This window comes from Streptomyces chengmaiensis (assembly GCF_029846775.1).
GTDB classification, from domain to species: domain Bacteria; phylum Actinomycetota; class Actinomycetes; order Streptomycetales; family Streptomycetaceae; genus Streptomyces; species Streptomyces chengmaiensis.
The window spans coordinates 1-13,420 of sequence record NZ_JARWBG010000061.1; the positions used below are offsets into that span (position 1 = coordinate 1).

Annotated in this window: 12 protein-coding genes; 8 read left to right on the forward strand and 4 right to left on the reverse strand. The window is 73.5% G+C overall.

Translation table 11 applies throughout. The features are described from left to right. The 4 genes from QCN29_RS31690 to QCN29_RS31705 form a co-directional block, all read left to right on the forward strand. On the forward strand, positions 1 to 1,261 hold a 1,261-nt coding region (locus QCN29_RS31690), incomplete at its 5' end, for an acetate--CoA ligase family protein (protein WP_279932476.1). A gap of 37 nt (positions 1,262 to 1,298) precedes the next feature. Beyond that, complete coding sequence (locus QCN29_RS31695) at positions 1,299 to 1,895, forward strand: DUF5998 family protein (RefSeq protein WP_240138516.1); 597 nt, start codon at positions 1,299 to 1,301, stop codon at positions 1,893 to 1,895. Beyond that, a complete protein-coding gene (locus tag QCN29_RS31700; protein ID WP_279932479.1) occupies positions 1,895 to 3,103 on the forward strand; it encodes an alkaline phosphatase family protein in 1,209 nt (402 codons plus the stop codon). Before QCN29_RS31695 ends, QCN29_RS31700 begins: the two co-directional genes overlap by 1 nt. Positions 3,104 to 3,164: 61 nt before the next feature. Beyond that, entirely contained in the window at positions 3,165 to 3,815 is a 651-nt protein-coding gene (locus QCN29_RS31705; RefSeq protein ID WP_240138514.1) for a thymidine kinase, read from the forward strand. Positions 3,816 to 3,903: 88 nt separating this feature from the next. Here the strand turns inward: QCN29_RS31705 and QCN29_RS31710 are convergent, their stop codons facing one another. Next, positions 3,904 to 4,680: a VOC family protein gene (locus tag QCN29_RS31710; protein WP_279932504.1), complete on the reverse strand. Its 777-nt coding sequence runs from the start codon at positions 4,678 to 4,680 to the stop codon at positions 3,904 to 3,906. A gap of 252 nt (positions 4,681 to 4,932) precedes the next feature. On the opposite strand from QCN29_RS31710, the gene QCN29_RS31715 reads away from it, so the two are divergent. Beyond that, a complete protein-coding gene (locus QCN29_RS31715) occupies positions 4,933 to 5,766 on the forward strand; it encodes a sulfurtransferase (RefSeq protein ID WP_279932481.1) in 834 nt (277 codons plus the stop codon). 282 nt (positions 5,767 to 6,048) lie between these two features. On the opposite strand, the gene sepH is transcribed toward QCN29_RS31715, so the two are convergent. Beyond that, complete coding sequence (gene sepH / locus QCN29_RS31720; RefSeq protein WP_279932483.1) at positions 6,049 to 7,161, reverse strand: septation protein SepH; 1,113 nt, start codon at positions 7,159 to 7,161, stop codon at positions 6,049 to 6,051. A gap of 461 nt (positions 7,162 to 7,622) precedes the next feature. Between sepH and QCN29_RS31725 the strand changes: the two genes are divergently transcribed. After that, positions 7,623 to 8,453, forward strand: coding sequence for a hypothetical protein (locus QCN29_RS31725; RefSeq protein WP_279932485.1), 831 nt, complete (start codon positions 7,623 to 7,625; stop codon positions 8,451 to 8,453). Between the two features lie 23 nt (positions 8,454 to 8,476). Here QCN29_RS31725 and QCN29_RS31730 read toward each other — a convergent pair whose 3' ends face one another. After that, positions 8,477 to 9,811: a D-arabinono-1,4-lactone oxidase gene (locus tag QCN29_RS31730; RefSeq protein WP_279932487.1), complete on the reverse strand. Its 1,335-nt coding sequence runs from the start codon at positions 9,809 to 9,811 to the stop codon at positions 8,477 to 8,479. Then, positions 9,756 to 11,018, reverse strand: a complete 1,263-nt coding sequence (locus QCN29_RS31735) for an MFS transporter (RefSeq protein ID WP_279932489.1) — start codon at positions 11,016 to 11,018, stop codon at positions 9,756 to 9,758. Before QCN29_RS31735 ends, QCN29_RS31730 begins: the two co-directional genes overlap by 56 nt. A gap of 106 nt (positions 11,019 to 11,124) precedes the next feature. On the opposite strand from QCN29_RS31735, the gene QCN29_RS31740 reads away from it, so the two are divergent. Next, complete coding sequence (locus QCN29_RS31740) at positions 11,125 to 12,264, forward strand: ferrochelatase (RefSeq protein WP_279932490.1); 1,140 nt, start codon at positions 11,125 to 11,127, stop codon at positions 12,262 to 12,264. Between the two features lie 65 nt (positions 12,265 to 12,329). Beyond that, complete coding sequence (locus QCN29_RS31745; protein WP_279932506.1) at positions 12,330 to 13,118, forward strand: inositol monophosphatase family protein; 789 nt, start codon at positions 12,330 to 12,332, stop codon at positions 13,116 to 13,118. Positions 13,119 to 13,420: the final 302 nt, after the last annotated feature.

The following is a 13,420-nucleotide window of genomic DNA, read 5'->3' on the forward strand; positions in this document are numbered from 1 at the left end:
GTCGGCGGGCCCGGCGGCCGGGGAGCCCTCCGTCCCCGGGGCGCACGGTGCGCCGGGTGGGCGCGGCCGGACCGTGTCCGCGCGGGCGGCGGGTCCGGCGGCCGAAGGAGCGCCGGCTCCCGGGGCGGACAGTGCGCCGGAGCAGGCGGTGCCGAACGCGGGCGAGGTCCCGGCACGTGGTGTGGGGCGCGGCCCGGAACCGGTCGGCCCGGCGGCCGGAGAACCTTCCGCCCCCGGGGCGGTGCATGACGTGCCCGGTCCCGGACCGGGCCGGGCGGCGGGCGGGGCCGTCCATGCGGAGGCGGGCGCGCCGGACGCGGGCGAGGCGTCGGCCTCCGGCGACGCGGGCGCATACGGCCCGGACGACGGTCCGGACGGCGGCAGGCGGGCCGCGATCCCCGCGTACCCCGCCGCAGAGCGGGCCGTGCGGGCGCTCGCCGAGGCCGTGCGGTACGCGCAGTGGCGGCGGCAGGCCGCCGAGCAGCCGGGCCGGGTGCCCGAATACGAGGACATCGACGAGCAGGGGGCCGCCGCCCTGATCGACGCGGCGCTCGGTCGGGACGGCGACCCGCGCGGCATGGCGCTCGCCCCCGATGACGCTCATGCGCTCCTCGCGCGGTACGGCATCCCCGTCCTGCCCGCTCTCCCCGCGCCCACCCCCGACGCCGCCGTCGCGGCCGCCGAGCGCCTCGACTACCCCGTGGCCCTCAAGACGACCGCGCCGCACCTGCGCCACCGCCCGGACCTCGGAGGCGTACGGCTCGATCTGACGGGCGAGGCGCAACTTCGCAGGGCCTACGCGGAGTTGACCGCAGCCCTCGGGAAACCCGAGGAGCTGCAGCCCGTGGTGCAGGCCATGGCGCCCCGCGGCGTGGACACCGTCGTGCGCGCCGCCATCGACCCCGCCGTCGGCGCGGTGCTGTCCTTCGGCCTCGCGGGGGCGGCGTCCGAGCTGCTCGGGGACACCGCCCACCGGCTCGTCCCCGTCACGGACCGGGATGCCGCCGAGCTGATCAGAACCATCCGGACCGCCCCCCTCCTCTTCGGCTGGCGCGGCTCCGCACCCGTGGACACCCCCGCGCTGGAGGAACTGCTGCTCCGGGTGTCCCGGCTCGTCGACGACCACCCGGAAGTGGTCGGAGTCGGACTGGAACCGGTCGTCGTCGCCCAGCGCGGCATCTCCGTCCTCGGCGCTTCCGTGCGCCTCGCCCCACCCCCCGCCCGCACCGACCTGGGCCCCCGCCGGCTCCCCAGCTACTGAGCGCTCACCCTCCCCGCAGCCCCGTAGGATGGACCGCATGGCGAAGACCGGTACGACGACCCAGGGGCTGCGCACGGCGATCGAGCGCAGCGGCTACTACCCCGCTCTGGTGGCAGAGGCGGTGGAGGCCGCCGTCGGCAACGAACAGATCGCTTCGTACCTGGTGCACCAGGAGACCACCTTTGACGCCAACGAGGTCCGCCGCCATGTCACCGTCCTCGTCCTGACGCCCGCCCGCTTCATCGTCAGCCACACCGACGAGCAGGCCGCCGACTCCAGCTCCCCGACGCCGTACGCCACCACGTCCACCGAGTCGGTCAAGCTCGACCGCATCTCGTCGGTCGTGGTCAGCCGTGTCGTCTCCAACCCCGAGTCGTACACCCCGGGCACCCCGCCCCGCGAGGTCGTGCTGACCATCGGCTGGGGCGCGGTCTCCCGCCTCGACCTGGAGCCCGCCGCCTGCGGCGACCCGAACTGCGAAGCCGACCACGGCTACACCGGCAACGCCACCGCCGACGATCTGAGCCTGCGCGTCAGCGAGGCGGGCGACGGTCCGGACGCCGTCCGGCAGACCCTGGCCTTCGCCCAGGCGATCTCCGAAGCCACCGCGGCCACGGCCGCCGCCGCGCGCTGATGGCCCAGCCGCAGTCCCCCACGGCCCCCTGGCCGGACGACGAACCCGCCGCACTCGCCCCCGGCTCCGCGCCCGTGCCCGAGTACGGCGTCGGCTCGCTCGCCGATCTGCTGCCGACGCTCGCCGCGGGGCAGGGTGTGCCGGGGTGCACCCCGGCGATCCCCGAGCTCGCCCCCGCCGACCGGAACTGCGTCTTCCTGATCGACGGCCTGGGCTGGCAGCAGATCAAGGACCACCCGGACGAGGCCCCGTACCTCACCTCCCTCCTGGCCACCTCCCGCGGCGGCACAGGACGGCCCATCACGGCCGGCTTCCCCGCCACCACCGCGACCTCGCTGGCCTCCGTGGGCACCGGCCTGCCGCCCGGCGCGCACGGACTGCCCGGCTACACCGCCCGCAACCCGGCCACCGGTGAGCTGATGAACCAGCTGCGCTGGCGGCCGTACACGGACCCGGCGGCCTGGCAGCCGTACCCGACCGTCTTCCAGCTCGCCGACGCGGCGGGCGTGCACACCGCCCAGGTGTCGTCCCCCGACTTCGCGCAGACCCCGCTGACGAAGATCGCGCTCAGTGGCGGCACCTTCCACGGCCGTTTGACCGGCGAGGAGCGGGTGGACCTGGCCGCGGCGCAACTGGCCGCCGGCGACCGCTCGTTGATCTACACGTACTACAGCGAGGTCGACGGCAAAGGGCATCGCTTCGGCGTGGACTCCGACGCCTGGCGCGGCCAGGTGATGTACGTCGACCGGCTGGTCCAGCGGCTCGCCGAACAGCTTCCGCCCCGCGCCGCGCTCTATGTCACCGCCGACCACGGCATGATCGACATCCCCTTCGACGAGGAGTCGCGCATCGACGTCGACGAGGACTGGGAACTGAGCGCCGGGGTCGCCCTGCTGGGCGGCGAGGGCCGCGCCCGCCATGTCTACGCCGTCCCCGGCGCCCGGGCGGACGTGCTGGCGGTCTGGCGCGAGGTGCTCGGTGACCGCTTCTGGGTGGCGAGCCGGGACGAGGCGATCGAGGCAGGCTGGTTCGGCCCGCGCATCGACGAACGCGTCTACGGGCGCATCGGGGATGTCGTCGCCGCGGCCTGCGACGATGTGGCGATCACCGCCTCCGTCCAGGAGCCCAACGAGTCCGCGATGGTCGGCATGCACGGCTCCATGACCCCCGTCGAGCAGTTCGTCCCCCTCCTCGAAGTACGCTCATAGGCCCGTCACGCCCCTGCATCACCGCGCCCCCTCGCCCGACCTGAAAGGCCGTCGCCTCCTCATGCCCGAGCTGGTGTTCTTCTCCGGAACGATGGACTGCGGAAAGAGCACCCTCGCTCTGCAGATCGAGCACAACAGATCCGCCCGAGGACTCCAGGGCATGATCTTCACCCGGGACGACCGGGCGGGCGAGGGAAAGCTCTCCTCCCGGCTCGGTCTGGTCACCGACGCCGTCGAGGCCGCGGACGGCTTCGACTTCTACGCGTACGTCGTCGACACGCTCTCCAAGGGCGGGCGTTGCGACTACGTCATCGCAGACGAGGCGCAGTTCCTCGCCCCGGACCAGATCGACCAGCTCGCGCGCGTCGTCGACGATCTGGGACTCGACGTCTTCGCGTTCGGCATCACCACCGACTTCCGCTCCAAGCTCTTCCCCGGTTCGCAGCGGCTCGTAGAACTGGCCGACCGGGTGGAGGTCCTCCAGGTCGAGGCGCTCTGCTGGTGCGGCGCGCGCGCCACGCACAACGCGCGCACCATCGGCGGCCGGATGGTCGTCGAAGGCGCGCAGGTGGTCGTCGGCGACGTCAACCAGTCGCCGGACGAGATCGGTTACGAAGTCCTCTGCCGCCGTCACCACCGCCGCCGGATGACGGCCGCCGGCGCCCGCGCTGCCGCGCTCTCACCGGACGTCCTTCCCATCACCTCCGGCTGAGACGGGCGGCGTCCGGCCGCCCGGCCGGGCGACGTTGCGCATCCGCCCCCGCATGCCCGCCCGCCCCGGCGGTCTGCGGTATGTGCGCTCAACGGCCCGCGGAGCATACGAGCGTGAACACCGCGCCCTCCGGATCCGCCACCGTCGCCAACCGTCCCGCGGCGCCCTCGCGGGGCGGTTGCAGCACCCGCCCGCCGAGCTCCGCGACGCGCCGGACCGCCTCGTCGGCGTCCGCCACCTCGAAGTACGTCATCCAGTGCGGCCCGCAGTCGCGCGGCAGCGCGCCGCCCAGACCGTGCAGCGCGGCCACGGGACGGCCGTCGAGGTGCAGGGTCACACAGTCGGCGTCCACCGACGCGGACCGCTCCACGTCATAGCCGAACAGCGCCTGGTAGAACTTGGCCGCCGACGAGGTCTCCTGGGTGAACAGCTCGTTCCAGACAGGCGTGCCGTGCGTGCCGCGCAGCGCGATGCCCCGGTGCGCGGCCGCCTGCCAGATGCCGAAGACCGCGCCTGAGGGGTCGCAGGCGACGGCCATGCGTCCGGCGTCGGCGGCGTCCAGCGGACCGACCCCGACCGTGCCGCCGCAGCTGCGGATCGTCTCCGCGGTGGCGTCCGCGTCGTCGGTCGCCAGATACGGGGTCCAGGCGATCGGCAGATGGCGGTCGACGGGGAGCCGCCCGATCCCGGCGACCTCCTTGCCGTCGAGCATGGCGCGGACATACGGGCCCAGCTGACCGGGGCCGGGGGAGAACTCCCAGCCGAACAACTCCCCGTAGAACTCCTGCGTAGCATCAAGGCCGTGCACCATCAGGCTCACCCAGCAGGGTGCGCCGGGCTTGTGCCGAGTCGCCGCCTCGGTCATCGTCGTCACTCTCTCCTCGGACCATCGTGGTGGCCGTGCGGGGGGACCGGGCGCTCGCCGCAGGTGATCCGGCTGTCACGCCCCGTGCAGATGGTGGCACCACCCGACGGCGGATGGGTCCTGACCGCGCCGGATTTGGCGTGTTCCCGCTCGCGGATGACGGTTTTGTCCTGCACTTTCCGGTTCGAGGATCGCAGCTCGCGGTTTCGGCGGCGTTACGGATCACGGGGCCCGTGCGCGAGGATGGCCCGTATGAACCCCATCATCTCCGCCGCCGAACTGACCGCCGAGCTGGCCGGGGCGCGACCGCCGCTGCTGCTGGACATCCGCTGGGAGCTGGGCGGGCCGCACGGGCGCGCCGCGTATGAGCGAGGACATCTGCCCGGGGCGGTCTTCGTCGACCTCGACGCGGAGCTGGCGTCGCCGCCCGGCGCGGGCGGCCGGCATCCGCTGCCGGACGTGGAGGCGTTCGGCGCGGCGATGCGCCGGGCCGGGCTGTCGGCCGGGAAGCCGGTCGTCGTGTACGACGGAGGGATCGGGTGGGCCGCGGCGCGTGCGTGGTGGCTGCTGCGGTGGACCGGGCACGAGGAGGTGAGGGTCCTCGACGGCGGCCTCGCCGCCTGGCGGGGGCCCCTGACGGCCGAGGAGCCGTCGCCTCGGCCCGGCGACTTCACGCCGATCCCGGGCGCGATGCCGCTGCTGGACGCGGACGGGGCGGCGAAGCAGGCGCGCAGCGGGCTGCTGCTGGACGCGCGCGCGGGGGAGCGGTACCGGGGGGAGGTGGAGCCGATCGACCCGGTCGCCGGCCATGTCCCGGGTGCGCTCTCCGCGCCCACCGCGGAGAACACGGGGCCCGACGGCCGCTTCCTGACCGCCGGCGCGCTGGCGGAGCGCTTCCGGGCGCTGGGCGCGTCCGAGGACGCGAAGGAGATCGGGGTGTACTGCGGGTCCGGGGTCTCGGCGGCGCACGAGGTGCTGGCGCTGGAGATCGCGGGGTTCCGGGGGGCGTTGTACGCGGGGTCCTGGTCCGAGTGGTGCCAGGACCCTTCCCGGGAGGTCGCGACGGGGCCGGAGCCGTCTGCCTGACGCTCCGTCACCCTCGTACGCGGGCCCCGGGCGCCTGCACGCCCCCCGGGTCCGGGTGGACGCCTCTCCCTCCAGCCGCCCGTCCCGGCGCCCTGTCGGGCGCGGGTGAGACGGAAGCCGCGCCCTGTCAGGGAGTCTGACAGGGCGCGGAGGGGTCGACTGCGGGTGGCCGGAACCCGTCTGCGGCGGAGAGGCCGTGCGGTCGGTGATCCTCACGGCGTGCGGCGCCGCACAGGGGTGTGGCGGCCGGGCCCCGCACCTGGGAGGGCGGGCTGCCGCCCGCTACTCCTGCTTCTTGCGGCGCGTGCCGAAGACGATCTCGTCCCAGCTGGGGACCGCCGCCCGGCGCCCCGGGCGGACGCCGTCCGCCTCGGCCTGGCGGTCGGTCGTGCCGGTGAGCCGATCCCGGTGACCCGAGACCGACCGGGGCATCAGCACGTCCGCGTACGCCGATCCCGCACCCGCGGACGCCGCGGGAGCAACCGATTCCTCCGACTCTGAGTCCTCCGCCGGGGACTGAGCCGTCTGGGGGGAGGGCTCCGCGGTCACCGCCCGCTCGGGCACCACCATGTCGCCCCGGAAGCTCGGCACCGCCTCCAACAGGCTCGTCAGCGAATCCCGCTCGCCCTCGCCGTCGCCCTCCGGCTTCTCGGAGCGTTCGGGCTGCCGGTCCGACGCCCGGTCCGCATCCAGGTCACTCCGGTCCTGGTGACGGTCCGCCCGCTCCCTCGGCAGCCGCGCGATCCGGGGCACGAACGGAAAGCTCGGCTCCTGCGCCGTCGTGATCGTGTCGTCCGTCTCGCCGATCAGAGCGCGCGCCTCGTCGTCGACGGCCTGCACCAGCCGCCGCGGCGGATCGTACGTCCAGCTCGCGGAGTGCGGCTCACCCGCCACCCGGTAGACGAGCAGCACTTCCCAGGTGCCGTCGTCCCGGCGCCAGGAGTCCCACTGCACCGTGTCCTTCTCGGCGCCGCGCAGCATCAGCCGCTCCTGCACGGCCTCGCCGAGCTGCGGCCCGGTGTTCTCGCCTGGCCGGCGCACCGGGGTCTTGCGGGCCCGCTCCGCCATGAAGGCGCGCTCTGCGAGCACCGGCCCCTCGAAACGCCGCACCCGCTCCACCGGAATCCCGGCGAGCTGTGCGACTTCCTCCGCCGAAGCGCCCGCGCGTATCCGAGCCTGGATGTCACGCGGCCTGAGATGGCTCTCCACCTCGATCTCGATCTGGCCGAGACGGGCGCGGTCGTTGCGTACGGCGGCGCGCAGCCGCTCATCAATCGGAAGCGTGAATTCCGTACTGTCCGCAGCCTTCAGCACCAGCCGTGTGCCGTCGTTGGAGACGGCCACGACACGCAGTTCGGGCATGGGGACCTCCCGGGTGGTGCCTGCCGACGTCACCTGCGTCGCTGCTTCCGCTAGTCGAGTGTGGCCTGCCCGGGTGCAGCCTGCCACAACCTTGCCGAGTTGCCCGGCGTGTCGGGCGCACGCCCTGGATCGCCGTTATGGCACGGTTACCCTTTTTGCCACTCTGAGTGACGGAGATCGTCGCTCTGTGCAGCAGGCACCCGTACGGTGTAGCGACGCCGCCGGATTGAGCGCCGCCTTCGGCCCCCTGCCTGGGTCCGAACACCCGAAAGTGAGACGGGCCCAGGGCTCGCCACAGTACTCCATTCGGGCCATGAGGGTGGACCGCCGCGCCGCCGAACTTCTCGCCAGGGGTGAAACGGGGCGTCATAAGCGCCGGTGGGCGGGTGTTCTGCTTCACAGAATCGGCAGATACGGAACTATTCCCTTCGCTCAAATGTCCCTACCTGGTGCATGCCGGGACTGAAGGGATCATGGGGGCTGAAGGGACGGAGATGGATCAGAAGCCGAAACAGGGCGAAACGGCAAGCCGATGGCTTGAGCTGAGTGTTCCCCAGGTTGCGGGCAGCGCGCTCGCCGCCGTCGCCGCAGCAGTGCTCGCCTCCCAACTCGGCGTGTACGGAACCATCCTCGGCGCGGGCGTCGTCAGCACTGTCGCCACCTGCGGAGGCCCGGTCTTCCAGCACCTCTTCCGGCGCACCGGAGAGCAGATCCGCGAGGCGACCGCTCAGTCGAAGCCGCGGCAGGCCGTCCCCGTCGCGGAGAGCACGCCCTCCGGCGAGTACAACGCGGCCACCACGCACGGCACTCGGGTGCGCGGCCGGAAGCGCTCCGCCCTCGCCGCCGGGGTCGTGTTCGCCGTCGCGATGGGCGGCATCACGGCGTACGAGCTGGCCTCCGGCTCCGAACTCGGCGGCGGCAGGGGCACCACCCTCGGCTCCGTCGTCACCGGAGGCGGCGACAGCGGCCGGCGGACCCCGTCCGACGGCCCGTCCTCGACCGACTCCCCGCCTCCGGCCTCCGGCGACGGCGACGACGACGGCGACCCGAACCCGCGGCCCGGTCGGGAAGAGGACCGGGGGCGGACCCCCGGCGGCGATCGGAGCCCCGACGCTCCGGACGGCTCCGGAGGCGATCCGACGACCGACCCCGCCTCCGAGCCCGCCCCCGAACCCTCGGAGTCCTCCGGCGGCGACCCGTCTCCCGACCCGACGCCCACATCCCCGTCCACACCCACCCCGCCCGCGCGGCCGGAGCAGTCGGAGCAGTCCGGGCAGTCGGAGCAGTCGGGGCAGCAAGGACCGGCCGACCAGCCCCCGGGGTGACGCATCGCCGACGACGGCTGACGTCAGTCGCCGAGCACCCGCCGCAGATAGTCATTGCCGAACACCCGGTCCGGGTCCAGCCGGTCCCGCACCGCCGTGAACTCGCCGAACCGCGGATAGACCTCGGACAGATACTCCGCGTCGCGCGTGTGCACCTTGCCCCAGTGCGGCCGCCCGCCGTGCGCCGTCATGATCCGCTCCACGGCCGTGAAGTACGCGCGGTAGGGCGTGCCCCGGTACATATGCACGGCGACATAGGCGCTCTCCCGCCCCGACGCCGTGGACAGGGCGATGTCGTCGGCCGGCGCGGTGCGCACCTCCACGGGGAAGCTGACCCGCAGCGGCGAGCGGTCGATCATCGCGCGCACCTCGCGCAGCGCCGCGACCGCCGCCTCCCTGGGCACCGCGTACTCCATCTCCACGAACCGCACCCGGCGCGGGGACGTGAAGACCTTGTACGGAATGTCGGTGTACGTACGGGAGGACAGCGCCCGGCTGGAGAGCTTGGCGATCGCCGGTATTGTCGCGGGCACCGCCCGGCCGACGGAATTGACCACCTGGAACAGTCCGTTGGACAGCAGCTCGTCCTCGATCCAGCCGCTGATCCGCCCGGGGGGAGCGGCGGGCCCCGCACTGCGGTTGTTCCGCTTGGTGTTGCAGTTGCCGGTGTGCGGGAACCAGTAGAACTCGAAGTGTTCGTTCTCCGCGCACAGCGCGTCGAACTCCGCCGCCACCCGGTCGAACCCCATCGGCTCCTCACGGGCGGTCAGCAGAAACACCGGTTCCACGGCGAAGGTGATCGTACTGAGCACGCCCAGCGCCCCGAGCCCGATCCGCGCCGCAGCGAAGACGTCCGGGTGCTCCTCCGCCGAGCAGCGCAGCAGCGACCCGTCCCCGGTGACCAGCTCCAGCGCCGTGATCTGCGCCGAGATGGAGGCCGACTCGCGGCCGGTGCCATGAGTGCCGGTGGAGGTCGCGCCGGCGACCGTCTGCTCCATGATGTCGCCCATGTTGGTCAGCGACAGGCCCTCCCGGGCGAGGGCCGCGTTGAGCCTCCTGAGCGGTGTGCCGGCCGCCACGGTCACCGTCATGGCGGTGCGGTCGATCCGCCGGATGCCGGTCAGCAGCTCCGGCCGAATCAGCACTCCGTCGGTGGCGGCGGCCGCCGTGAACGAGTGTCCGGCGCCGACCGCCTTGACCTTCATCCCGTCCTCGGCGGCCCTGCGCACCGCCTCGGCGAGCTCCTCCGGAGAGGCGGGGGAGACCTCACGCACCGGACGGGCCCGCACATTCCCGGCCCAGTTACGCCACGCGCTCTTCGTCCGCGCTCTTGATGCCGTGCTCGTCGCTGCGCCCATCAGCCCCGCGCCCTCCCTGAGTCGGCGCCGGCCTCGCCAGCCGGCGGTACCCCGGGAACGCCACCGCGGCCGCGAGCGCTCCCGCCGCGACGGGCACCGCATACCCCGCTCCCGCGCCGGCCGCGTCCACCGCCCAGCCGGCGGCCGACGAGCCCAGCGCCACTCCGACCGCGAGCCCGGTACTGGTCCAGGTCATCCCCTCGGTCAGCTTGGTGCGCGGTACATGCGCTTCGACGAGGGCCATGGTGGTCACCATCGTGGGCGCCACGGACAGGCCCGCGACAAAGAGCGCCACGGCCAGAAAGAGCAGGTTCCCGGCCAGTAGGAGGGGGATCATACTCACGGCCATCACACAGACGCCCAGCAGCCACCGCCTGGCCGGCTCGCCCCTGACGTGCAGCAGGCCGAAGACCGCCCCGGCCAGGCAGGAGCCCAGCGCGTACACCGCGAGGACCAGGCTCGCCGCGGCCTTGTTGCCCTGCTCCTCCGCGAACGCCACCGTCACCACGTCGACCCCGCCGAAGATCGCGCCGGTGGCGACGAACGCGGCGACCAGGACCCGAAGTCCCCGGGAGCGCAGCGGCGAGCCGCCCGAGTGCTCCTCGCGCGGATGCGGCACGGGCTCGGTGGCGCGCTGCGCGGTCAGCCAGAAGACGCCCATGAGCAGGAACAGGGCGGCGAGCAGCGGACCCGCCTCGGGGAACCACGACGTGGACAGGCCGATGGAGATGATCGGACCGAAGATGAAGCAGACCTCGTCGGCTATGGACTCCCACGAGTACGCCGTGTGCAGCTCGCGCGGCCGGCCCCGGTACAGCGCCGCCCAGCGGGCCCGGACCATCGCCCCGACGCTGGGGACACAGCCCGCGCCGGCGGCGAAGACGAACAGGGTCCAGTCCGGGGCGCCCTGCTGGGCGCAGACCAACAGCCCCCCGACGGCGCCGACGGCGATCAGCGCCGCCGGGCGCAGCACCCGGCCCTGGCCGTGCCGGTCGACGAGCCGGGAGACCTGCGGGCCCACCGCCGCGGCCGACAGTGCGAGCGTCGCCGAGAGCGCGCCCGCCAGGCCGTACCGGCCGCTGAGCTGGGAGATCATCACCACGATGCCCACGCCCATCATGGACAGCGGCATCCGGCCGAGGAAGCCGGCGGCGGAGAACGCCTTGCTGCCGGGTGCGGCGAAGATCGCGCGATAGGGACTGGGCAAGGAGCGCTCCGTAAGGCGTGATGAGGGCGGCGACAGATTACGCGGCTGATACGCCCCGATGCACCGGGTTTTCCGGCAGCCGGAGCGGGGTGGCAGGATCGGAGCCATGTCCGACCAGCGCGATCCGGCCCGTGACCCGGCTCCTTACGACGCCCTGTTGCTGCTGTCCTTCGGCGGCCCCGAGGGTCCTGACGACGTCGTCCCGTTCCTGGAGAACGTGACGCGCGGCCGGGGGATCCCCACGGAGCGCCTGAAGGAGGTGGGGCAGCACTACTTCCTCTTCGGCGGCGTGAGCCCTATCAACGACCAGAACCGCGCCCTGCTTCAGGCGCTGCGCAAGGACTTCGCCGAGCACGGCCTTGATCTCCCCGTCTACTGGGGGAACCGCAACTGGGCCCCGTATCTGACGGATGTGCTGCGCGAGATGGTGCGCGACGGCCGCCGCCGTATCGCCGTCCTCGCCACCAGCGCGTACGCCTCCTACTCGGGCTGCCGCCAGTACCGGGAGAATCTCGCCGACGCCCTCGCGGCGCTCGAGGCGGAGGGGCTCGACCTGCCGCGCGTGGACAAGCTGCGGCACTACTTCAACCACCCCGGCTTCGTACGGCCCATGGTCGACGGCGTCCTGGCCTCACTCGCGGACCTGCCCGCCGAGGTGCGGGACTCGGCGCAGCTGGCCTTCACCACGCACTCCATCCCCACCGCCGCCGCCGACGCCTCGGGCCCCGAGGAGGAGCACGGCGAGGGCGGGGCCTACGTCCGCCAGCATCTGGACGTGGCCCGGCTGATCGTCGACGCCGTGCGGGAGGAGACCGGGGTCCAGCACCCCTGGGAGCTCGTCTACCAGTCGCGCAGCGGTGCGCCGCACATCCCGTGGCTGGAGCCCGACATCTGCGACCACCTGGAGGAGCGGCGGACGGCCGGGGCGCCAGCCGTGGTCATGGTCCCCGTCGGGTTCGTCTCCGACCACATGGAGGTCCTGTACGACCTCGACACCGAGGCCATGGCCAGGGCAGCGGAGCTGTCGCTGCCGGTGCGCCGCTCGGCCACGGTCGGCGCGGATCCGCGGTTCGCCGCGGCCGTGCGGGAGCTGCTGCTGGAGCGGGCGGCCGCGGAGCGCGGCGTGCCGGCGGAGCGGTGCGCCCTGGGGGCCCTGGGCCCCAGCCACGATCTGTGTCCGGTCGGCTGCTGCCCGGCCCGGACGCCCAAGCCGGCCGCGGCCGGCGCCGACAGTCCGTTCGCCTGAGGAGCACACCCGTGACCGAAGAGCCGACCACCGCAGGCCAGTCCGCCGGTCAGACCGACGACGAGCTGGCCGCGCAGCTGCTCGCCCTCGCCCAGGAGGCCGCCCGCCGCGCCGGAGAGCTGCTGCGCGACGGACGACCGTACGACCTCGGCGTCGCCGCCACCAAGTCGAGCCCAGTCGACGTCGTCACCGAGATGGACATCGCCGCGGAGAAGCTGATCACCGGCTTTCTGGCGGAGCACCGTCCCGACGACGGCTTCCTCGGGGAGGAGGGAGCGTCGTCGGAGGGCGACAGCGGCGTCCGCTGGGTGATCGATCCGCTCGACGGCACGGTGAACTATCTCTACGGGCTGCCGACCTGGGCCGTCTCCATCGCCGCACAGCGCGACGGGCAGACCGTGGTGGGGGTGGTGGCCGCGCCCATGCGCGGTGAGACCTACCACGCGGTGCTGGGCGGCGGTGCGTGGGCCGGCGACCGGCGGCTGCGGTGCCGCCCCGCGCCGCCGCTGGAGCAGGCCCTGGTGTCCACGGGCTTCAACTATGTGACGGAGGTCCGCAGCCGTCAGGCGGAGCTCGCCCGGCAGCTGATCCCCCGCCTGCGGGACATCCGGCGCGGTGGCTCCGCGGCGGTGGACCTGTGCGATGTGGCCGCCGGACGGCTGGACGGGTACTACGAGCGGGGCCTGCACCCCTGGGACCTCGCCGCGGGCGACCTGATCGCCCGCGAGGCGGGCGCGCTGACGGGCGGCCGACCGGGCGACCGCCCGTCCTACGACCTGACGATCGCGGCGCCGCCGGGTGTCTTCGAGCCGCTCCAGGCGATTCTGGAGGAGCTGGGGGCCTGGCACGACTGAACGGGATGATCTTTTCCCGCCCCGCCCCGCCCCGCCCCGCCCCGCCCTGTCCCGCCCTGTCCCGTAGCTGGGGGCACGCCCCAGACCCTGATACGGCCTTCGGCCGTGTCCTCAAGCTCCCCCGGACTTCTCCCCGGCTGCCGCTGGAAGGTACACCCCTGCGGAGACGCCTCGACGGCTCGATGCCTCCGGGACGGGCTGGGAGATCCAGCCCGTCCGGCGATTGAGGACAAGATCAGCCTCGCCTGGGCGCCTCCGTGGGGGTACCCCGGGACGGAGCCCGGGCGAGGCGTCCGGGGGGA

Bases quoted from the DNA above. Each gene is read 5' to 3' on its own strand.
- QCN29_RS31715 (WP_279932481.1), top strand. From the start codon at position 4,933: ATGAACCCCATCATCTCCGCCGCCGAACTGACCGCCGAGCTGGCCGGG.
- QCN29_RS31705 (WP_240138514.1), top strand. From the start codon at position 3,165: ATGCCCGAGCTGGTGTTCTTCTCCGGAACGATGGACTGCGGAAAGAGC.
- QCN29_RS31710 (WP_279932504.1), bottom strand. From the start codon at position 4,680: ATGACCGAGGCGGCGACTCGGCACAAGCCCGGCGCACCCTGCTGGGTG.
- QCN29_RS31700 (WP_279932479.1), top strand. From the start codon at position 1,895: ATGGCCCAGCCGCAGTCCCCCACGGCCCCCTGGCCGGACGACGAACCC.
- QCN29_RS31730 (WP_279932487.1), bottom strand. From the start codon at position 9,811: ATGGGCGCAGCGACGAGCACGGCATCAAGAGCGCGGACGAAGAGCGCG.
- QCN29_RS31740 (WP_279932490.1), top strand. From the start codon at position 11,125: ATGTCCGACCAGCGCGATCCGGCCCGTGACCCGGCTCCTTACGACGCC.
- QCN29_RS31725 (WP_279932485.1), top strand. From the start codon at position 7,623: ATGGATCAGAAGCCGAAACAGGGCGAAACGGCAAGCCGATGGCTTGAG.
- QCN29_RS31695 (WP_240138516.1), top strand. From the start codon at position 1,299: ATGGCGAAGACCGGTACGACGACCCAGGGGCTGCGCACGGCGATCGAG.